The organism is Occallatibacter sp. (genome assembly GCF_049510455.1).
GTDB lineage: Bacteria > Acidobacteriota > Terriglobia > Terriglobales > Acidobacteriaceae > Telmatobacter.
Window position 1 is genome coordinate 1 of sequence record NZ_JBEKYX010000098.1, and the last position, 22,570, is coordinate 22,570.

Genomic DNA, 22,570 nt, shown 5'->3' on the forward strand with positions numbered 1-22,570 from the left:
AAATTTTTTTTCGAGGGTGTCCCCTCAAAAGTAACCACTCATGATAATCAATTAGTAAACACTGTAAATCACCGATAAATTACACAAAAACAATCACATAGCGGCATAATTCCCCACTCTTCTAAAAACAGCCTTGCAGGGAAAACAAAAAGCGAAAGTTGTTCCAGCAAATCCTCCGAAGCTGCCGTCCCAGGCCGCAACATTCGAGCATCTCTCCCGAAGGTATAAAGTTCGGGCGTCCACCCTCGCCGCGTATTTGTTTTTGCGGCCAGGGGTCGCTCTACAGCAAGAGGAGAAATGCTCTAAGGAACTGAAAAGCATGCCCTTCGATTCAGGACTACACGATTGGGTTTTGTGCTATCCCACCCATGCGCGAAAAACGCGCATGAATGGGGCACCCGGCTTTATTTGTCAAGCAAGAGGCTTAAAGCTCGGCAGTCATTGTCATTCTTCAGGTATTTCGGACAGTTCGTGGCCTCAGCCTTTACGCCCGGTGGGCAATCCCGGATCACGATTTATCGATGGCTCAATCGTCAGTATGGGTCCGTCCGCACCTTGTTCGTCGATTGGGTAAATTGGCGATCCTTCCGGCAGCACCTGTGCCAGATAGCCGCTGCCAGTTGGATTTAGAAATGTGTACGTGACTGTCGCTCCGCCGGCAAGGGTCACGGGCGAACTCGGCTTTGGCGAAAGAATGCTCTCGGTTTCCGGCGTCAGCACCAACAGCGTGCCGGCGCTGCCGACATTTACGAACTCAATCTCGTTTCCTGCAAAAACTCCAACCTGTGGCGGCTGAGCCGCACGGTAATCTCCAGACTGCACAATCTGCACGACTGTCTTGCTCATCTGTCTCCTCCGTCTTTCTGCTCAGAATTTGTATTCCGAATCGCCGGGGGAGCATTCGGATCATTACGAAGTGACTGGAACGTTGGACTCGACTTAGCGTAGTCGACGGAGTAGCCAAGCTGCAATGCTTTTTCAAGGAATTCCAGCGCATTTTTCCGCACTCCAAGCACTTCATACGCCTCCGCCACTCGCTCGACCACATCGGGGTCATTTGGCGCGAGCGCAATCGATTTCCGTAGTAGCGGCACGGCTCGCTCTCTATCTTGCAGGCTGGCGTAATATTTGCCCAAGGATGAAACCACATAGGCTCTATCCGGCGTACGCTTTATCTGTTCCCCGGCCAGTTCTGCAGCTTTCTTGTAGGTCTCAGCCGCTTCCGCATTATGTTTTCCGTCAGCCGCATAAGCCTCAGCCAGATCGCCCCATACGTCAAATCGCGCCGATGTAGTATCTACGAGCTGTTTATACGCAGCAATTGCAGCCTCATAATCCTTCTGCCGGAAGGACACATATCCGAGTGCCATCATAGTGTCGGCTCGCGCATCCAGCGTTGCGGACTTTTGCAGTGCATTTCGTGCCTCGTCCAGTTGGTCCCGCTTTAGATACACCAGCCCAAGGTCGTACAGGACTCGCGCGTTCTCTGGCGTCTTTTCGAGCGCAGTCTTCAGGCTCTGCTCCGCGTCTTTGAAATCTCCCGTATCGATCTGCATCGCTCCCAGCAAATAGGGCCAGCGCCAGTTCTCGTCATCCAGATCCATCGCCTGCTGGAATTCTTTCTTTGCATCCTCAATTCGCCCCTGCTGGCGATAGGCTTCCGCAAGAGCCGCATGAACATCCGCACTGCGTGGGTCAAGCCCTTTTGCCTTTTCGAGTTCCTGCATTCCGACGTCAAACTTTCCCTGAGCTACATGAATTGCCCCCGCGGTTTTCTGAACCAGCGCAAGGTTCGGATTCATTGTCATTGCTTTTGCGCTTGCCTGATTCGCCTCATCGGCCCATTTACCTTCGCTCGTGTCCTCATACTGTTCCCAGTACGCCCGAGCCAGTCCCGCCTGCGCCAGCGCGTCCTTCGGCTCCTGCTTCAGTGCAGCCAGATACAGGTCGATAGCCTTCTCCGTATTTCGAGGAATGTCGTCCCGCTCCAGCGCCTCATTCGCATCCAGGTAATCCTGGTAGCCCGGATGCACCGCCGCAACGCTCGCATTGTGGATCTTTTTCCACCACGGCGGACCGAAGACAAACGCCAGCACAATCGCCGCTATGCCGTATTTGCGCACATAGCCCCAGAAGGTAGTCGGCTGCTTTTCCTTCTTTTCCTTGCGCTCCTTCTGCTCTTGCTTCTCCGGCTCCGGCTTTACCTGAAGCACCGCTGCCAGCTCCGCGCCCATCTGTGCCGCGCTTGCGTATCGCAGCCGTGCCTCTGGCTCTGTAGCCCGCTTTATAATTCCTGCCAGTCGCGCGGGAACCACGGCCACAGGAGCTACTGAACCTGTTGTTAGAAACCGAAGCAGCATGCCCATTGAATACAAGTCGCTCTGCGCTGTGGCTGCATTGCCCGCTGCTACCTCCGGAGCCATATATGCCGGAGTTCCGCTCCATCCTGTTCCCGAGAGCAGATTCTGGCTCAGTCCAAAGTCCATCAGCAGCACGCGCCCGCTTGCATCCCGCATTGCGTTGCCCGGCTTGATGTCTCTATGCAGCAAGCCCGCTGCATGAACCGCGCCCAGCGCATCGCACAACGCTCCAACCGTGGCCGCAGCATCGCGCTCATCCATCACGCCCTGTGCAGCAATTAACGCATTCAGCGTTTGCCCGCGAACAAATTCGCTCCAGAAGCCCACGCGTCCCTCGCGCCGGTCCACGCCATACACCGGCACGATATTCGGATGATGCACCTTTGCCATGGCGCGCGCCTCGGCCACCATCGTTGTAAACTCCAGCTCCGGGTCCATACCGCGCGGCAGAAGGAGCTTCAGCGCGACCTCCCGTTCCAGAACCGGGTCCCAGGCACGATATACCTCTCCGAACCCGCCTCGACCCAGGACCTGCAGAAGCTGAAAATTTCCCCATGCCTTCAGTTGTTCTGAAACTTGTCCTGATTCTGGTCCGTTCAGCGGCACCGTCGTCGCGCCCTGCGGGCTCCCGACCAGCGCCGGATCAGGAGCGCGTGTCGCATCCGGGTCCGGCGCACGCGTCGCCTCAGCGTCGCGCGACACACCCTGCGACTGCGTCACTTCCGGCGAAGGAACCTCGGCCATCAGAGCCTTTCTACGGCTGTCCCGGTCACAAACTGCCGCTGTATATTGCTAGAAAAAGAAGAATTAGAGAAACAGCAGGATGGAATGTAGAATACACCCGACTCGCATTCATCCTTACGGGAGGCGCCCAATGCCTAACACCCTGACCCTGCACTTTGAAACAGCGCCCGGAACAGACGCCGCCGCGCTGGCAGCCAAGCTGCAATCCGGCCTGGCCGCGCTGCCCGATGTTGAACGTGCCGGTGCGCAGCCTATTGCCTCTCGCGATCTTGGCGCTACCGAAATGGCCATCATGGGCTTCCTCACCGTCGCGCCCATTGTTCTCACCAAAGCCGCCGCCATCATCGACGCTCTCAAGCAGGTCGTCCAATCCTCTGAAGGGCTGCGCAACGCGATCGTTGAAATTCACGGCCGCAAAATTCCGGTCGCCGAGCTGAAGCCGTCCGATATTGCCACAGCCGCACCCGCAACTCCCGCCTCATAATAGGGATACGATCTTTCCATGGTGGCTCCCGCACACAGGCCCGTGCTTACTTACTCGAACGCCGAGGGCGCGCATTCGTTTCCGCTCAGCCGGCATACCGTCACCGTTGGCCGTCATGCCGACCAGGATCTCGTTCTTTCCGACACCTTTGTGTCACGCCGTCATGCTGTTCTGCGGGAAACCTCCGCGGGCTACGAGGTCGAGGATCTCGACAGCTCTCACGGCACGTACCTCAACGGCACGCGCATGCAATCCGCATTGCTGCGGTCGGGCGATGTCTTGCAATTCGGCTCGCCCGGAGCTACGAAGGTCCGCTTCCACGCCTTTGCCACCAGCGCTGAGTCCTTCCATCTCGCCATCGCAAGCGATCTGCTCACAACTCTCGGACAGATCTCCACCCGCGAGCGCACTCCCGCGCAGGAGATGGGACAGCTCAACTTTCTGCTCAACGCGGCGCGCAAGCTCAATGCCGGCTCCGCCACGCAGGACATTCTCCACGCGCTGCTTCAGCTCTCCATCCAGCTCACCAGTGTAGAGCGCGGCTTTGCGTTTCTTCTCGATCCCGATTCCGGCGCGGCTCACCATGCATCGCTCAATCTCGCGCTGGGCCTCAGCTCCACCGGCGAGTTTCTGCACGAAGACTCCACGATCTCCCGCTCCGCGATCCAGCAGGCCGTCGAAAACTCCTCCAAATTCACCATCAGCGATACCTGGGCCAGCATGCAGGACCAGCCCTCCGACAGCATTCTCGCCAACTCGATTCGCTGCATCTATTGCATTCCGCTCCGACGGCGCGGTACCGCCGCGGAAGCCCCGCACGCCGAAACTCCGCAACTGCTGGGAGTGCTTTATCTCGACAGCCGCGCCTCCGCGGGACGCCTGGATACGCTTGATCACGAGCTGCTCGACGCCATTTCCACTGAGGCCGCCAACCTGCTCAACAATGCTCTCCTCGTGGAAAATGAGATCAAAGCACGCAAGGCCGCGGAAGAGCTGGCGATTGCCGCGCGCATTCATGCCGGCCTTATGCCTGCCAATCTGCCTAGCATTCAGTATGCATCGCTGCAGGCTCGCACCATTCCCTGCCGCGATATTGGAGGCGATTTCTACGACGCTATTCCGCTGCCGGATTCACTTGGCCTGGTCATCGCGGATGTTTCCGGCAAAGGCGTTCCGGCATCGATCGTAGCCGCCACTCTGCAGGGCATTATCCATGCGCAGATGCTTACCGGCCAGGCCCTCGCTGAGATTGCAGCCCTCGTCAACCGCTTCCTCACCGCGCGCAGCCTCGAAAAATACGCCACGCTGGTCCTCATGAAGCTTTATCCCGACGGCCTGCTGGAATACATCAACTGTGGCCACATTCCGCCGCTGCACATCACAGCCACGGGCGTGCAGGCGCTTCCGGAAAGCAATCTTGTGGTTGGTTTGATCTCCGAGGCGAGTTATTCGTCCGGTCAGATTCGCCTGGCGCCCGGTGAGCGCATACTGCTCTCTACAGACGGCATTGTCGAAGCTGAAAATGGTATTGAAGAGCAGTTTGGAGATGCGCGCTTTTTCAGCGCCGCCCACCTCGAACGCATCGATGCCATTCTCCACCTTGTCTCAGAGTTTCAGGGATCGTCGCCTGCGCAGGATGACTGTACACTGCTCGACGTGCGCTACCTCGGGTCTGTCTGAGGTTGTGTCTGATCCGGGCGTGATTACTCCGTCCGGAGCGCCTTGGTTGGATCGATGCTGGCCGCGCGGCGCGCTGGGACGAAGGCTGCCAACGCTGCCACGATGGAGATCGCAAGCACGCCTGAGATGTACACCACGGGATCGACAATGGAGACGCCAAAGAGCTGGCTCTTGACTGCGCGCACTGCAAGCAGCGCGATCGGAATTGTAACGCCGACTGCGCATCCGGCCAGGATCAGCGTCTCGCGCAGAATGAGCTGCACAACCGTTCCACGCTGCGCGCCGAGGGCCATGCGAATTCCGATTTCCCGAGTGCGCTGCGCCGTTGAGTAAGCGAGGATTCCGTAAAGGCCGATGCCAGCGAGGAGCGCGGCGATTCCACCGAAGATCGCAGCAAGCATCGCCATGGCGCGCTGGTCCTGGATGCTCTCGTCAATCGCCTGGCTCATGGGCTTGATGCCGTTCACAATGAGCTTCGAATCGATATTCGCCACGGCCGCGCGAATCCCGTTCGCCGCCGTCTGCGGCGCCTGCCAGGTGCGCACGTAATAGGTAAGCCCCGTGGCTCGGCTCTGTTGCAGGTAGTGCATGTAGCAGGTCGGCACCGCGGGGTCGCGCACGCTGGCGTGCTTCACATCGCCCACCACGCCCACAACCACCGTATCCACAGGCGCGCGGTTTTTGTTGCCGGGGCGGCTTACATGCTGGCCCAGCGCGGCTTGCGCATTGGCGAAGTAGTGCTTCACAAAACTCTCGTTCACCACTGAGACCTTTTGCGAGGTGGCCGTGTCTCCGGCGTTCAACATGCGCCCCGCAATCAACGGAATCCCAAGCGACTCCAGGTATCCGCTGCTGACCCACGGCAGCTCCACGTCGAACTCTTCATTCGGCTTGGGCTTGTAACCGTTCACATCCACGTCGCCTTCGATATTGTCGCCAACCAGATCCTCATCGTTTGTCGCGCCCACCGCGCGGATGCCGGGCAATGCGGCAATCGCCTCCAGCGCGCGCTGCTCAACCGGAGCGACACCTGCCGCAGTATAGCCGGCTGTCGCCGGATCCAGGTTGAATGCGAGCAGATGCTCGGTCTCGAATCCCGGATTCACACTGCGCAGGTTCTGAATTGTTCGCACAAACATTCCCGCGCCTACCAGCAGCAAGAGGCTGAATCCAATCTGCAGCGCCACGCAGGTCTTGCCGAACCGCAGCGATTGTCCCTTGCCCGTTCCGGCTTGTTGCTTCAGGGAGTCCATCAACCGCGGATTCCAGAACTGGATTGCCGGCGCAAGGCTGAAGACAAGGCTGCCAACCAGTGTGGCCGCTGCCGTAAAGGCAAAGACGCGCCAGTCGAGCGTTGCGGTAAATACCTGCTCGCCTTCGCTGCCATGCGCCATCCAGCGAATCAGCAATGACAGCGTAGCCGGTGCAAATGCCAATCCCAGCGCCGCGCCAAAGGTACCCAGCAGTATCCCTTCGCACAAAAGCTGGCGAAGGATCTGTCCGTTTGTAGCCCCTAGCGCATAGCGAACGCTGAACTCGCGCACACGGTTGGCGGCGCGCACCAGCAGCAGGCCCGCCACATTCACCACCGCCATCGCAATCACCAGCAGCACCATGCCCATGATGATCGCGAGCGGCGTCTTCAGATCGTCGCGCGTCGGCGAAAATCCCTGTGCTCCCGCCTCCACATTCAGGCGCGCAGCGTCGATAAATCCCTTTCTCGTCTTCTCCGATGTATCCGCAAGCGCCGGAAACTCGAGCCTGCGCTCCGATAGAAAAAGCGCATTCAATGAGGCCGCCGCCTGCTGCAACGTGATTCCGGGCCGCAGCCGTCCCGCAAGCGTAATCCAGTACGATTTGCGATCGTTCAGATAATCCCACTCCGGCTCAACCGTATGCTGCATCGTGATCGGCACATACACATCGGGCATGCGTCCCCACACCGCGCTGTGAAAGCCCGGCGCAGCCACGCCAACAATCGTGAACGGCGTTCCATTCACTAACAGAGTCTGGCCCTGCACCGGTGCTTCAGCCAGGTGCGACTTCCAGTAATCGAAATTCAGCACTGCCACGGGGTTCGCTTCCGGCGCGCTCTCATCGCTGGCCACGAACAGCCGTCCCACCGCGGGCCGCACACCAAGCGTCTCAAAATAATTCCCGCTCACCATCTCCGCGGAAACAGCCTCGGAGCGGTTGTTCCACGTAACACCCACACCTGCGGGCGCAGAAGCAATCAATCCGCTCAGCGCCATGTTTTTGTCGCTCAGGTCGCGGTACATTGGATACGAAAATTCATGGATGTGCGCATCATCGCTGCCACCTTCAGAATGATGATGGCCATAAAGCGATCCCGCAAAACTCAACACCACCAACTCATCGGGCCTGCTCACCGGCAGCGCGCGCAGCAGCGCCTGGTTCAGCAGGCTGAAGATCGTCGTATTTGCGCAGATCGCAATCGCTGAGGGACGCTCCTCGCGGCACTGCTCCCGCGCGCGTTCGCGCCCGCCAAACGCAATCGCCGCCTGCCGCCGCGCCTCATCCAGGCTCATGCCCGCGGCAACGTTCGCTTCCACCTCCCGCTCTATATGGAAGCCGATCTCCTCGTCCACTTCTTCGCGCTGCTTTCCACCAAAGACAAATTGCACTCGGGACCAAAGCTCGTTCAACATACTTGCTCCTTATATCTCCGCCAGCACCAGGTGGACCGCGCCGGCCAGCCGCTGCCAGTTTGCGAGCTCCGCAGTCAATTGCTTCTTGCCCGCAACCGTCAGCGAGTAAAACCGCGCCTTGCGATTGTTTTCGCTCGCGCCCCACTGCGCTTTGATCGTTGTTCGAAACCTGCTGAATGCGCTGTGCAATTGCCCATCCATGTTGTGGCTCATTCACAATAGCCTTCAAAATCAGCATGTCCAGCGTTCCCTGTAGCAGATCGGCAGTTTGCGGCATCATCTCCCCTTGACATTCGACAAAGGATACACTTCTCTCTTGTCGAACGTCAAGGGGGGACACACTGAGAGATGGACAAGCGCAGCGCTTGCTCTGCTCAGCGTCGCCTGCCGGATTTTTCAGAGACGCCGCATAAGCGCCGAGGCTTCCATCGCCTGATTTTCCACTTCTCTCAATTTTTTACGGAACCACCGCCCACACTTATCCGTATCCATCCCCGACAGCGGAAAATTGCGCTCCAAAAAAGAGGAAAACATGACTGCCGATCTGCGGCTCGCCCTGCGTCAACTGCGAAAATCGCCTGGCTTTGCCCTGACCGCCGTGCTCACGCTCGCGCTGGCTATTGGCGCAAACGCGATTGTCTTCAGCGTACTGAATGCGCTCATCCTGCGCCCGCTCAATGTTCCCCATGCAGAGAACCTTTTCATGATCGAGCGCGCCAACGGCTCCGACAGCTCGCCCTCGCAGTCCAATCCTGATTACCGCGATCTCCGCGACCAGAACCACAGCTTCGATCAGCTCATCGCATACAACATCATCGGCGGCGTCGGCCTTGACGACGGCAAGGGACACCCTGTCTCAGTATGGCCGTACATGATCAGCAGCAATTACTTTGATGCGCTTGGCATTCAGCCGTATCTCGGCCGCTTTATCCACGCCTCAGAGGAGCACGGCAAGAACAGCATCAGCGAAGTCGTCCTCAGCTATGCCTTCTGGCACAGCCACTTCAATGGCGATCCCGCTGTCGTTGGCCGCACCGTACAACTCAACAAACACCCCTACATTGTTATTGGCGTCGCGCCTCAGAGTTTCCGCGGCACTGAACTCTTCTTTGCGCCTGATCTCTGGGCACCGTTAGTAAACCAGCCCCAGATCACCGAGTGGGAGTCATTCGACAATCGCGGGAGCCACTCCGACTGGGTTCTCGGCCATCTCAAGGCCGGCGTTACACCTGCGGCCGCCACATCCGATCTCAACACCATCGCCGCTTCGCTGGCCAAGGCATATCCCAAAGCAGACGATGGCCTGAATTTTGTCCTCACGCATCCGGGTCTCGCCGGAAATACGCTGGGCAAGCCGACGCGCGCTTTCATGGCGGGGCTCATGCTTCTCGCCGGCCTCATCCTGCTTGCCGCATGCGCCAATCTCGGCAGCCTCTTTACTGCGCGCGCCGCTGACCGCTCGCGTGAAATCGCCGTCCGAATGGCTCTTGGATCGCGCCGCAAGCTCATCTTTCGGCAGTTGCTCACGGAGGCTTTGCTTGTTTCGTTTGCCGGAGGCGCGCTTGGCATGGCGGGGGCTGTGGCTATTCTTCGGCTTCTGAGCACATGGCGGCCTATTCCGAATATTCCAATCAATGTTCCTGTCAATCCGGATGTGACGACTTACGCGCTTACTGTGTTTCTTGCTATCTTCAGCGGACTGCTCTTCGGCATTGTTCCCATTCGCCAGATCCTTCGCAGCGATCCGTGGCAAATCATTCGCGCAGGCGGAGCTACGACTGGGGCAGCTCGGCGCATCTCCATACGCGATGTACTTTTGGTTCTGCAGATTGCCATCTGCGCTGTTCTTGTCACTGCTTCACTGGTCGCGGTGCGCGGCCTCGCCCGCTCTCTTGAGAGCAACTACGGAATCCAGCCCGCTGGCGTCGTACTTGCCAAGACGGATCTGAAAATGGCCGGCTATGAGCACGACCAATGGGTTCCCATGCAGAAAAAGATGCTCGATGCGGCCGCATCCATTCCCGGTGTCACCTCCGTTGGATTTGCCGACAGGCTGCCGCTCAGCATCGGCGGCAACGACTCCGACATCTACGCCGACTCCACCACGGACTATCGGTCCACCAACTCTATCGGGGACGCGCAGCAGTTCAACGTCTCGCCCGGCTACCTGAGCGCTGCTGGAACCACCTTACTCGCCGGTCGCACATTGAACATGAATGATGCCGATCCCAGCCCTCTCGTCGCCGTCATCAACAGGCGATTCGCCACCAAACTCTTCGGCTCCGTAGATAAAGCCGTCGGCAGCCACTTCAAAGTCTGGGCAGGCGAGCGCGTTCTCGTAGTCGGCGTCGTTGAAGACGGAAAATACGAGACGCTCACAGAAGATCCCAAGCTTGCAATGTTCTTTTCCTTCCAGCAGCAGCGCGGCTCGCAGGCATGGCTTGTCGTTCGCTCTCAGCGCGCTCCCGATGAGATCGCCTCTGCGCTTCAGCGCTCGCTGCACGGCCTCGATCCAACGATGCCGCTTGAAATCAGCACGTGGTCCAATGAGCTTGACTCCGCTCTCTTTGCCGCCCGCGTCGCGACTGTGGCTTTAGGTGTCCTGGGCCTGCTCGGCGCTATGCTCGCCATCACCGGCATCTTCGGCATGGCCTCTTATACTGTCTCCAAGCGCCTTCGCGAGTTCGGCATCCGCATCGCGCTTGGAGCAAGCCAGCGCAAGGTGCTCGGAGCAGCGCTTGGGCGCGCTTTTCGTCTGCTGACCATCGGTTCAGTTGCCGGGATTATCCTCGGCATGCTCGCCACGCGTCTCCTCGCCTACATCGTGTATCAGGCCACGCCGCGTGATCCGTTTATTCTTGGCGGCGTGGTACTGACTATGCTTGTTCTCGGACTGCTTGCCGCATGGCTTCCTGCGCGGCGCGCGCTGGCTGTCGATCCGATGATTCTGCTGCGCGAGGAATGAGCGCGGCTACTTTGCTGCGCTCACGTTGAATCCGCTCACCAGCACGCGTGGCCGCTCGCCGCGCGTGTCCACGTCTTCCAGTTCAATGTGAATGGTCCGGCTTTCGTCGGGCATCAGCGCGATGTAGTTGTCGTCGTAGAGAGCTGGCGCAATTACATCGCCGCTCTTTGTACGGACTGCTTTTGCGCGCACCATCAGTGCTGGGGTCTGTGAAGCATTGTGCAGCTCCGTGTCGATGATCCACTTTGTTCCTGTTTGTGTTATGCGGGATCTCTCGCTTACCTGTGCTGGTGCTAGATTGCGAATGCCGGTAAAGTCCTCGTCGGCTCCGCCGTAGAGATAGAAGTTACTGCTTACGGTCTTTCCGCCGCGTTGCAGCGTCAGGCGGATGAACCGCAGTGTTCCGGTTAAAGCTGCGGGATACTGCATTTTGATTGGCGCGGTGGTCGAATCCTCGGTGCTGTCGAGCGTTGCTGAGTTCTGCCATAGCACTGCGCCGTCCGGTCCGAGTAGTTCCGCGTGAGCTGTGAGGCCTGTTTGCGCACCTGCGTTGTAATTAACCACTTCCACGGTGTCGTCGTTCGCATTCCACTGAATGTGCAGCGGCTCAGCGGCCTTCTTCGCGGCGTAATAAGCAGCATCGGTGTCAAAGAAGTAGTCGTACGTCTGCCACAAAATCGACGGCCACGCTGGATGACTCATCCATATCAGCAGCCCGTAGCGATGATTGCTCTGGCTCTCGAACATGCCACGGTACGAGTTGTAATCCACGAACTGCGTGAGGCTTGTCCATTCTTCAAGCGTCTTTGCTCCGCCGTAATTCTTCTCAATCTGCGTGGCAAAGGGATTGTTGTCATGGAAGTCATGCAGCGGCCATTCTTTGCTCTGCGGCCATAAACCTTGTTCGGAGATTGTGTGGCGCAGTATCTCCAGCTCGGGCACATTGGGCGAGCCGATTTCGCTGTGGAACTTCTTTGGCGCGTTGGCAAAATACACCTTCAGCGGCTCCACGCGATATGGGCCGTGTCCGCTAACAGGGCCATCGGCAGAGCTTGAGATGTAGTGCGATCCCGGTGATAGCTCCGCTGTCATGCTGCGTAGGCCGTCATCAATCTGCTGCGGCGGAAAGCCCTCATTGCGTCCGCAAAACAAGCCTAGCGAGGCATGATTGCGAATGCGCAGCAGGTAATCGCGAGCAACGGTCAGAAAGAAATCGTTGTGGTCCGGGTTCGGGCCGTCCCAGGGATTGGCGAGCCAGAAATCCTGCCAGACTACGATGCCGAAGCGGTCAGCCGCATCGTAAAAGGCCTCATCGCCGGTTTGTCCGACCCAGTTGCGAACCATGTTGAAGTGCTGATCGCGGTGATAACGCATGGCCGTGTCGTACTCGCGTGCACGATAGCGCAGCATCGATTCAGGAAAGCCCCAGTTTCCGCCGCGGGCGATGAAGCGGCGACCGTTGATCCAGATGCGTAGTATCTCGCCATCTTCCGAGTAGGCGAATTGGCGGATTCCGGCGTTGAAGGATTTCGTGTCGGAGATTTTTCCGCTCTCAATGAAGGTGAGCTTGACGGGATAGAGATTTGGATCACCGTAGCCGACTGGCCACCATAGCTTCGGATTCGCGATGTGCAGCGCGGCGTGCGTGGTTGGGTTGAATTCAACGATTCTGGTGGAAGACGCATCGAGTGTCACGGGCGTTTCCACTGTGATGGCTCCGAACTGCGCGTGCAGCGTTCCGCTCACCGGATGCGTCTCCTGGTTGCGGATGCTTGCCTGGATGGTCACGTCAGCCTGCGAGGTATCGGGCAGCGGCAGCTTGCTTGTCACCAGCGGATTCTCGATTGTCACTTCGCCGGAGGTGGTGAGCGTGACATCGCTCCAGATGCCGGTGTCGCGTCCGCGAATGGTTGAGATCCAGTCCCATCCTGCTGAGGCATGATAGGTGGGATTGTCGCGGCCTAGCGCGCCTCCGTTGAGAGTGCGTGCTTCCTTGTCTTTTGTGCTGCCGGGGTTGTCTACATGCAGAATGCGCACGGCGAGCGCATTTGCCGCGCCGGGATGAATGAGCGCTGTGACATCGAAGCGTCCGCGCATGTAGCCGCCATCAATGCGGCCCACATGCTGGCCGTTCAGATACACCTCGGCCTTCCAGTTGATGCCGTCGAAGTTGAGCCAGTAATGCTTGCCGGGCTGCTTTGCGCCTGGAGCTACAAACTCATCCCGATACCAGAAGTCCGCGCAAAAGTAGGAGTCGGAGATTTCGTATTGATTGTCGGCGAAGTCGGGGTTCGGAATGGCGCCATCGTTCAGGTAGCTTGTGAGCACTGTTCCTGGGACTGTGGCGATCATCCAGTCCTTATCCGAAAAGCCGGAGTTCGAAAGCTGCTCGCCGCTCTGGCTCACCTGCGAGGCGCGCTGCAGATGCCATTTGCCTGCTGCGAGGCGTAGTGTGCCGTCCTGCTGCATGGCAGACGGCTTGGCTGCGGGCACAACGCCGCCGCGTCCCCATACTTCCAGTTCACTGAGGATGTAACGGCTGTTCGGCTCGGATGGCTTTGTCATATGCACGCGGACCCATTGCGCATGAGTTGGGCTTGAGAGATGTATGTCGTCGCTCGATAGCGATTGCAGCGTCTTCCAGTCTTTGCCGTCGTCGGAGATCTGGATTTCGCCTTCGGCGGCGCGGCGAATCCAGTCCAACTTGATGCGATCAAAGGCGCAAACGGCGCCGAGGTCTACGCTGACCCACTCTTCACCGCTGCCTGCGCTCATCCAGGCGCTTGAGAAAATGTCCGGGCCTGCGACACGGACTTCACTGTTGCCATGAAAGAGCGTGACCTCTGCGAGGCCGAAAGACGGTATGCCGGGAATGGAAACTGTTACGCGGTAGGAGCGGAAGTTTGCTGCTGCCTGGAAGGGAACTGTTTTTTTGAAGCTGGCAAAGGCATCGTGCTCACCGAAGTCTGTGCCATGAAACGAAGCTACCGGCTGCCAGGTGGTCTTGTCGTTTGAGCCGGCGATGGTGATGTCCCAGCCTGCGGCTGGAACGGGCGCGTTGATCTTGCGCAGGGATATGTCGGCGCGGTCGATGGTTGGGGCTGCGCTGCTGCCTTCGAGATCAAACTGCACCCACGGAGAAGAGCCTGACAATGGGACGAAAGAAACCGGATTGCCATCCAGAAAAAGCTCGCGCTCGTTCCTGGGAAGCTCTCCTGCACTGCTGGTGGAAGCCGTAATCCATGCGGGCAGCGCGGTTTCCTTGATGCCGTCGGTCAGAAGCTGCGCGGTGAGGTTGTAATCGTAGGCGCTCGACTGATACGCGGGCCGGTGCAACGCAAGATTCCGATACAGTCCAGCCGGAGCGGCTACAAGAGCGGGTCCGTCATATTGCTTTGGATCGCCGGGATATACCCCCAGACCGCGTGTGTAGGCGTGCGGCGTAGCTTGCTGAGCAGCCAGAATGGAGACAGAACATACTACAAAGGAGGCAAGACGCAGGATAGATGCAGCAACTCTCAACGGAATCTCCAGGGCCAACATGCAGTCATTGCAAAAGGCCACACCAGTTTCTATTGCGGATGAACCAGCGGTCAATTTGAAGTGCGCTCAAACCACTTGGCTTGCTCGAAACAAAAGTAACGGCAGGTTACAGGTGACGGCGGGCAAAAAGTACAAAACAAAAGCAGCAAGTTGGCGCGCTGCGCGCATGGCAAGTTAGCAGGTTAGGGAAAAAGCAAAAGCAGGTTCTTCCCTTTGCCTGGAAAATGGCTAATCGTTCCTCGTATGGAACGGCGCAAAACAAGCAGGCCGGAGCTTACGCTCCGGCCTGCTTGTTGTCCGCCTTGCAGCGAGGTTAGAAGCTGATCTTGCCGCCGAACTGAATGCGACGGGGCGAATGGCCTGCCGTCACATCGCCAAAGCCGCTGCCGCCATAGAAGGTGGAATCAGCCAGGCTGCTGTCGACGGTGGAGAAGCTTTCGTGGTTGAAGGCGTTGAAGAACTCGGCACGGAACTGGAAGTTCATACGCTCAAGGAACTTGATGTTCTTGATCGCCGCCAGATCCCAGTCGTTGTAACCGGGACCGAGCAGGCTTCCGTTACCCTCTGAGCCAAAGTGACCGATGGCCGGAGCAAAGGAAGAGGTGCTGAACCACCCGTTGACGCTCTTGGGCTTGCTTACCGAGGCGATCTGATCGGGACGCGGAGCAATGCCGGCCGCGGACATACCGATGCCTACGTTGATGCCCGTGGGATCGTAGGGATCGAAGGGCTGCGCAAGTGAGAACGAGGTACCGGACCAGAACTGCGTGATGCCGGAGGCTTCCCATCCGCCGAGAACCTTACCCGTAAAGCCGTGCTGCTGCCTGAACCACGGGAGGTCATAGACGTAGTTGGCCGTGAAGGTTTGCGGCTGGTTGTAGGTGGACGGACCGTAATCGAGGTGGAAGTTGTAGGTGTTGGTGGCCACATTGGCACGGTCCGATGAGTTGTTGGTCAGATCCTTCGAGAAGGTGTAAGCAAGGCCAAGCTGCAGACCGTGCGAGTGGTGATTGATGCTGAACTGCAGGGCGTTGTAGTTGTTGGAGAAGGCCGGCAAACGCGTAAGGATATCCGCGTAGCCTGCAAAAGGACGGATGTAGTTGACGCTCGATTCCGTGGGAGCGGTGAGGCGCGAGGCAACCGTCGGCTGGTTCATGTCGTACTCGCCGAGCAGGTGACGCGCGGTGTTGCCGACGTAGGCCAATTCCACCACGGTGCTGGGCAGAACCTGGTGCTGTACCGAGAGGTTGAAGTTGCCGTAGCTGGGCACCTTGAAGGTGGGATTGCCGGTTACGTCAATGCCGTTCGGGCCCAGCGGCACCGAAGTCGAGCCGCCCGTGATGTTATCAAAGGGAGCGTTGACGATGGTGGTCCTCTGCGCGAAAGGCGGATCGGTGAAGGCGTTCTGCTCCCAGATGCCATCGAGGAGGCGGTCATAGAAGATGCCGAAGCCGCCGCGGATCACGGTTTTGCCGGTGCCGAAGAGGTCATAGGCGAAACCAATACGAGGACCGAAGTTGGCATTGTCGTTCTGGTTGACATAACTGCCCCAGGGCGAGCATGAGGACATGGGCGCGATCGCCTGAGCGCTGGTGCATGCCTTTCCAGTGGGGAAGATCATGCCGTTGGTGTATGTAGCCGGAATGAGCTGGTTGCCGTTGATAAATTGGCCGGGAAGGAAATTGCCCGCGCTGGTATCGGTGGTGGCATTGCCTCCGTCGATTTGCGGCCTGAATTGCGAGGCATAGAAGTTCGGATCGAAGTTGCTGAGAGTGTTGTTGAGGTCTGTGGGAGACGGGAAACGGCTCCAGCGGACACCCAGGTTCAGCATGAGGCGGCGCGTGATCTTCCAGTCGTCCTGAATGTAGGCCTCACTGTTGGTGAAGTGTAGATCCGGGATGATGTCCGGGAGGACCTGGGAGAAGGTGGCCACGTTGCCCACCAGGAAGTCAGCCCAGGAGTTGAAGCTGAAGTTGGGATTGCCGTTGACGGCGTTCTCCGTTTTGACCATCCACTGCGTCTGGAAGCCGAGGCGGAGGGTGTGCTTGCCGAAGGTGAGAGCGAGGTTGTCGAAGATGGTGCGATCGAGGTTGCGCTCTTTGTATGGCGACGATCCAGCGTTGAAGCCGGTCACACCGGTAATGGTGATGGCGGGAACCTTGCCGTAGGGGTCAGGCTGCCACTGATCTGTGAGGGCCTGGTTGACCGAAGTCGAAGTTGCAAACTGACCGGGCTTGATGTTGGCGGCGATGGAGCCCTGCGCCCAGACAAACTCGAATTCATTCACGACCTTCGGGTTGATGGTCCAGGTGAGGTTGCCGACCACATTCCTGCCGGGCGAGTTGTACGAAGTGTCGGTCAGGTTGGGATAGTTGGAACCGGCCCAGAGACCTTCCGGATCATCCGAGGGCATGGTGTCATTGAGATACCGCGCGAAGAAGTGAACCTTGTCGTTGAAGTAGTGATCAACGCGAACAATGTCGTCACGGTAGTTGTTGAGCGCGGAGAAGGCGAAGGTGTAAAAGCCGTTTGCGCCGTTTGCCGGGTACTTGTCGAAGATGTTCTTGATATAGACCTGCGAGTTGGCGCTGTAGCAGGAGGGTGAGATGGTGGTGCTGTTGGACTCCGCGCTGTAGGTGGCGCAGCCCGCGGGAGCGCCTGTATAGTTGCCCGCAACAACACCGTTCAGATCGTTCTGTGTGGCAGCGGGAAATGAACCGCCGCCAGGATTGTCGTTGTCGCGCCATTCCTCAGCCCAGAAGAAGAAGGTTTTCTTCCTGGAAGTGTTATAGAGGTGCGGTATGTAGGCTGGACCACCGATGGTAAATCCATAAACGTTGCGGTGGTTGACAGCGGCTTCATTCGGTTCGCCATTTTCGATCTGGGAGCGCTTGTTGAACCACTCGTTGGCGTCGAGGACAGTATTGCGGACAAACTCGTAGGCCTCGCCATGGAAGGTGCTGCTGCCAGCCTTGGTGGCCACCAGAACCTGGCCGCCGCCGGAACGTCCGTAGCCGGCGTCATAGCTGCCGCGCTGGAGGGTGAACTCCTGGATGGCATCGACGTTGGGCGCATTGACGATGGTGGCGTTGGAGCCGGAGTCGTTGATGTCTGCGCCGTCAATGGTCCAGTTGTTGGCGCTAGTGCGGGCTCCGTTGACGGACATGCCGATATTGGTGGGCAGGGTTTCATCGCCCATCTGGTTCACGACACCGGGCTGAAGTGTGACAAGCTCCTGAAAGTTGCGGTCCGCGAGTTCAAGCTCGGTGATCTGTTCGCCGGTAAGTGTGCCGGCCTGCGCGCTGGATTCGGTATCGACGGCGACGGCGGCGGCTTCCACGGTGACTGTTGTGGATGCCGCACCGGCCTTGAGCTGGACGTTGAGGCCGCGCTTCTCAGCGACAAGGAGGACGACATCCTTGGCCAGATAGTTCTCGAAGCCACTGGAAACGACCGAGACCGTGTAGGCTCCGGCGGGGAGGGTGGTGATAACGTAACTGCCGGAAGCGTCCGACTGCACGGTGTGAACGGCCTTGGTGGCATTCTCCGTAACGGTAACGGCAGCGTTGGGAATGACCGCGCCGCTTGTATCGGTCACAGTACCGGCGAGCGTGGCGGTGAGTTCCTGCGCGCGAGCAAACTGCGGCACAACGAGCAGAGCCGCAAGCAGCAACCCAAACAGCAGGCCCGCTGGTTTCCTGAGATGCCTCGTCGGCAGCATGGTACAGATTGCCGACAGCCGGGCGTGTGTCATCTGCCTCACATTGATTCGTGACATAAGCACGTCTCCTTTTTCTTTTTTTCGTGCGATCCGGCAACGGCTACGCGCGACTCGGACCAGGTGCCTGGTTCAAACTTCAGGAGAGATAGGTCTGACCGGAAAGTCTCCTGAATGAAGAGTCCGGCCCGGGTTGGAGGTTGAAATAAAGCTGGATCGAGTGGCTTGCGTTTCCTGTTTTTCACTCCACTTCGAGCTGCAGCTAGAGTCCCCGGCAGCGTGTGGATACGACAATAGGATGAATTTTGTGAAAACACAAGAGGAATTTTGAACAATTTGGCCTTAAACGATCAACGTTAGTTAAAATAATGTACTGATGGGTGGTGTAAATGATTGATATTGCTCAAAGTATAAGATTGGGCATCTCCGGATGGCATACCATAAGCCACCGAAATCCAGGGGATCAGCGCGCGCAAATTCGGGTGAGTTGAGGATTTCAGGAACGCTCAGGCAAGAATGACCTTGATTCCCTGCTTCTGGAAAGGCGCCAGCGCCTCGGGGGAAGCGCCCGTATCGGTAATCAGGATGTGAATGTCGCTGAGCGGGCATAGAAATGCGGGACCCACGCGACCCAGCTTGCTCGAATCCGTAACCACGACCACCTGCTTGGATTGCTTGAGCATCTTGCGGTAGACCAGCGCCTCTTCCGGCTCCAGTTGGGTGACTCCACGCTCAGCATCGATACCGGTGATGGAGACAAATAGCCGGTCCATATAAACATCATTCAGATAAGTGAGCGCCGCATTGCCCGTAAGCGAGAAGGACCATGTCCACGGGATCACGCCGCCGGTGAGAAATGTGCGGATTCCGGGCTGATTGCAGAGTTCCATCCCAATGTTGATCGCGTTGGTAATGACCTTGAGGTTGTCGCGATGACGAAGGCTGCGGCCGACGAAAGTGGTAGTGGTTCCTGCCGTGAGGCCGATGGTCTCGTTGGCCTGCACCAGTTCCGCGCCGGCAAGACCGATGCGGCGCTTTTCGGCAGCGTAGCGTTGCTCACGCGCCAAAAAGGAGGAATCGAAGCGAAAAGGCTCGTAGAGCAGTGGCTCGACAAGGGTGGCGCCACCGTGTGTGCGGCGTATCAGGCCGCGATTTTCCAGGCGCGCCAGGTCGCGACGAATCGATGGCGCAGAGGAACCGGCGACGGCAAGCAGTTCCTCGATGGTGGCTGTGCCGGTGCGCAAAAGATATTTCAGCAGTTGCTCGGCACGCGGGCTTAAGGCGTCAGACATTGTTCTCCACAGGGGTCCGGGCGCAGTTTACGGGAAACCGATCCCTTTGTTCAATCAAATTTACGCGTTTTGCTCAAAATTTGCTTGTTGGCATGATTGATTACGCAGGATATGATCATTGAACAGTTTTTGCCATGTATTTTGAGAGCTTGTCTATATAGACGAGCGCGCGGTAAAACTTTCGGAGTTAAAAGCATGATTCGAGACAACTACACGTGTGCGCGCAGGTCGAGGGTTTTGCAGGGAGCGCTGACAATTGCCGTGCTAACGATCATGGCTGGGCAGACAGGCAATGCTCTGCAGTCGCCGAAGCTGTCCGTAATGCCTCTGCCTAAATCAGCCGAAACAGGCCAGGGTGAGTTCAAGCTGGATGAGCATTTCCATGCAGGATTTTCGGGCGCGCATGACGCGCGTCTGGATGGCGCGCTCGACCGCTTCCTCGTCCGGCTCAATCAGCAATGCGGAGGCGTCCGGCGCAGGCAATACGATGCGAAGGATGGCGATCCGCTCACTCTGACGCTGGCTGTGGCGGGGCCGGGCGGCGTGGTGCAGGGGCTGGATGAGGACGAAAGTTACAAGCTGGCCGTTTCACCCGCCGGCGCAACTCTGACCGCCGCAACCGATGTGGGCGCGATGCACGGCCTTGAAACCTTTCTGCAGCTCGCAACGATGCGTGACGGCGCCTGCAGCCTGTCCGCAGTCACGATTGACGATGCGCCGCGCTTTGCCTGGCGTGGATTTCATCTCGATGTAGTTCGCCACTTTGAGCCGATCGGCGTGATCGAACGAACGCTGGACGGCATGGCGGTCGCGAAGCTGAATGTCTTTCACTGGCATTTGAGCGACGACCAGGGGTTCCGCGCGGAGAGCAAAAAATTTCCTCGGCTCACCGAGGTCTCATCCCTGGGGCAGTTCTACACGCAGGATGAAATGCGGCATATTGTGGCGTATGCTCGTGCGCGCGGCATTCGCGTCATGCCCGAATTTGACGTACCGGGACATACTGCGAGCTGGGTCCACGCTTATCCGGAGTTGGGCGATGGGCGGACAGTGACGAGGATTCCCCAGGAGTTTCAGGATTACGAAAAGAATCAGGGCGAGCTCGATCCGACGAAGGAATCCACTTACAAGTTTCTCGATGCGTTTATCGGAGAGATGGCGGAGATCTTCCCGGATACATACTTCCACATTGGCGGCGATGAGGTGGATGGTTCGGGATGGAAGACCAGCGCGTCCATCCAGGAGTTCATGCAGAAGAAGCGATTCAAGACCAAAGACGATCTGCAGGCGTATTTCAACCAGCGCCTGCTGCCGATTGTGCAGAAGCACGGCAAGAAGATGGTGGGCTGGGATGAGATTCTGAATCCCGCTCTGCCGAAGGACATTATTGTGCAGAGCTGGCGCGGCGAGGAGTCGCTTTCCGCGGGCGCGGCGCAGGGTTATACGGGACTTCTTTCGGCGCCTTACTATCTCGACGGGCAGAAGACGAGCGAGGAGATGTTTCTTGCCGATCCGATACCGGCGGAGACCAAGCTGACTCCGGAGCAGCAGAGCAAGATCATCGGCGGCGAAGTCTGCATGTGGGCTGAGCAACTTCATCCCGAAACCGTTGATTCGCGCATCTGGCCGCGCACCATAGCTGTGGCGGAGCGCTTCTGGTCACCGCAGAACGATCGCGATGTGGCGGATATGTATCGCCGTCTGCAGGTTGTTTCACTGGAGCTTGAAGATGCTGGCTTGACGCATATCTCCGGCCCCGCAACATTGCGCCGCAGTATTGTTGGTTCTACGCATACGGGCGCTCTCGATGTGCTCGCTTCTGTTACGGAGCCGGTGAGCTTTGGCGACCGCGAAGACGTTCAGCATACGGATGCGCTTACTCCGCTGAATGGGCTGGTGGATGCGGTTGTTGCCGATCCGCCGGCGCGGCAGGAGATTGCCGCGGAGGTGGATGCGCTCGTGAATGAGCATTCAAAGGGCGCGGAGGCTGCTTTGCGCGAGAGATTCCTTGCGTGGCAGCAGGCTACGCCGCAGCTTCTTGCGCTGGCGCAGAGGTCGGGGCGGTTCGCTGATGCCGGTCCACGAGTGGAGCAGCTTGCTGCGCTTGCTACTGTCGGGCTGGAGTCGCTGGCGTATCTTGACGCGCATACGGCTCCGCCTGCCGGATGGCTCGACAAGCAGAAGGCTTTGCTTAAGAATGCGGAGCAGCCTGCGGCGTATGTGCGGTTTGTGTTTTTGCCGGCGCTTGGGAAATTGGCGGAGAGTGCGGCTGCGAGCCGTTAGCGGTGGTGCCCCACCCTCGGCGCAAAAACAAAGACGCGTCAAGGATAGGGCACCCGACAATCTCAACACTCATTGCTTTTTGTCATATATTCGTCTCCTTCGAGGTCTCTTCGGTGCCGTTGAGAACACAAGCTCGACATTGGAAGCAAGCATACTCCGCACCTCGATAGGCTTGTCGGGGTGATTGACTAAATTCATCAGTTCCGGCCGCCGCATGACTCCCTCGACAAAGTCATGCTCCATAATTCGCGCCATCGACGGACGCGGCGAAGGCTCCCTCTTTTTGTCTTGCAGAATTGCGTGAAAACACTCCCATGCGATCAGGTCTGCTGCTAGTACGGCGATGCAATCTGTTTTTTTGACAAACGATGGAGTGGGAATTCGATCTTTGGCAAATACCTCCAATAGGTCTCCTTTCCCATATGTTCCGTCTTCAAAAACGACGTGCAGTTCTGATCGTTCATCTCCTTTTACGTCCTGCCACTCATGTAACTTTGCGATGAGCACACGAGCTGCAAGGGCGTATGGCATACCGATACTCTCTTCAATTGTGTAGTCGTTGTTCATCCCTCGGTAGGAATCCATAAATATCCCCGTACAGAAATGTCGGGAGCAGCGCACATTGAGTAGCCCTACAAGTGAATAGAGAAACCCGTTCTTCTTTTTCCGATCCCAGCCCTTATACTCGCCTATTCCTGCTTCTAGAGCCAATTCCTCATAGGTATATAGTTTAATACTTTGCTGACGTAGCGTTTGTGGGCAGAGTGTAGGGATGGCGCGTGCGTACAGTGATGATCTTCGCAGGAAGTTGCTAGAGGCTCATGCGGGGGGC

At 58.0% G+C, this 22,570-nt stretch carries 12 protein-coding genes; 4 read left to right on the forward strand and 8 right to left on the reverse strand.

Annotated features, from left to right (window positions below; genetic code table 11):
* Positions 1-477: 477 nt before the first annotated feature.
* Both ABSG47_RS16760 and ABSG47_RS16765 read right to left on the reverse strand, forming a co-directional pair.
* Positions 478-846, reverse strand: coding sequence for a hypothetical protein (locus ABSG47_RS16760; protein WP_424170847.1), 369 nt, complete (start codon positions 844-846; stop codon positions 478-480).
* The gene (locus tag ABSG47_RS16765; RefSeq protein ID WP_424170848.1) at positions 843-3,104 is read right to left on the reverse strand and encodes a protein kinase domain-containing protein; all 2,262 of its coding nucleotides are present in this window, start codon (positions 3,102-3,104) and stop codon (positions 843-845) included. The genes ABSG47_RS16760 and ABSG47_RS16765 overlap by 4 nt, the downstream gene beginning before the upstream one ends.
* A gap of 130 nt (positions 3,105-3,234) precedes the next feature.
* Between ABSG47_RS16765 and ABSG47_RS16770 the strand changes: the two genes are divergently transcribed.
* Together ABSG47_RS16770 and ABSG47_RS16775 are read left to right on the forward strand one after the other, a co-directional pair.
* The gene (locus ABSG47_RS16770; RefSeq protein WP_424170849.1) at positions 3,235-3,588 is read left to right on the forward strand and encodes a hypothetical protein; all 354 of its coding nucleotides are present in this window, start codon (positions 3,235-3,237) and stop codon (positions 3,586-3,588) included.
* Between the two features lie 18 nt (positions 3,589-3,606).
* On the forward strand, positions 3,607-5,268 hold the full coding sequence (locus ABSG47_RS16775; protein ID WP_424170850.1) for a SpoIIE family protein phosphatase: 1,662 nt from the start codon (positions 3,607-3,609) through the stop codon (positions 5,266-5,268).
* 23 nt (positions 5,269-5,291) lie between these two features.
* Here the strand turns inward: ABSG47_RS16775 and ABSG47_RS16780 are convergent, their stop codons facing one another.
* Both ABSG47_RS16780 and ABSG47_RS16785 read right to left on the reverse strand, forming a co-directional pair.
* Entirely contained in the window at positions 5,292-7,937 is a 2,646-nt protein-coding gene (locus ABSG47_RS16780; protein WP_424170851.1) for an ABC transporter permease, read from the reverse strand.
* Between the two features lie 9 nt (positions 7,938-7,946).
* Entirely contained in the window at positions 7,947-8,150 is a 204-nt protein-coding gene (locus ABSG47_RS16785; RefSeq protein ID WP_424170852.1) for a hypothetical protein, read from the reverse strand.
* 319 nt (positions 8,151-8,469) lie between these two features.
* Here ABSG47_RS16785 and ABSG47_RS16790 point away from each other — a divergent pair, with 319 nt between their 5' ends.
* Positions 8,470-10,902, forward strand: coding sequence for an ABC transporter permease (locus tag ABSG47_RS16790; protein ID WP_424170853.1), 2,433 nt, complete (start codon positions 8,470-8,472; stop codon positions 10,900-10,902).
* A gap of 6 nt (positions 10,903-10,908) precedes the next feature.
* On the opposite strand, the gene ABSG47_RS16795 is transcribed toward ABSG47_RS16790, so the two are convergent.
* The 3 genes from ABSG47_RS16795 to ABSG47_RS16805 form a co-directional block, all read right to left on the reverse strand.
* Positions 10,909-14,424: a glycosyl hydrolase 2 galactose-binding domain-containing protein gene (locus ABSG47_RS16795; RefSeq protein ID WP_424170854.1), complete on the reverse strand. Its 3,516-nt coding sequence runs from the start codon at positions 14,422-14,424 to the stop codon at positions 10,909-10,911.
* 334 nt (positions 14,425-14,758) lie between these two features.
* Positions 14,759-18,223: an outer membrane beta-barrel protein gene (locus ABSG47_RS16800; protein ID WP_424170855.1), complete on the reverse strand. Its 3,465-nt coding sequence runs from the start codon at positions 18,221-18,223 to the stop codon at positions 14,759-14,761.
* 446 nt (positions 18,224-18,669) lie between these two features.
* Positions 18,670-19,455 carry a DeoR/GlpR family DNA-binding transcription regulator gene (locus ABSG47_RS16805; protein WP_424170856.1) on the reverse strand — a complete coding sequence of 262 codons (786 nt, stop codon included), beginning with the start codon at positions 19,453-19,455 and terminating at the stop codon, positions 18,670-18,672.
* A 195-nt stretch (positions 19,456-19,650) separates the two neighbouring features.
* On the opposite strand from ABSG47_RS16805, the gene ABSG47_RS16810 reads away from it, so the two are divergent.
* On the forward strand, positions 19,651-21,738 hold the full coding sequence (locus tag ABSG47_RS16810; protein WP_424170857.1) for a beta-N-acetylhexosaminidase: 2,088 nt from the start codon (positions 19,651-19,653) through the stop codon (positions 21,736-21,738).
* Between the two features lie 69 nt (positions 21,739-21,807).
* Here the strand turns inward: ABSG47_RS16810 and ABSG47_RS16815 are convergent, their stop codons facing one another.
* Positions 21,808-22,449: a hypothetical protein gene (locus ABSG47_RS16815; RefSeq protein ID WP_424170858.1), complete on the reverse strand. Its 642-nt coding sequence runs from the start codon at positions 22,447-22,449 to the stop codon at positions 21,808-21,810.
* Positions 22,450-22,570 lie beyond the last annotated feature (121 nt).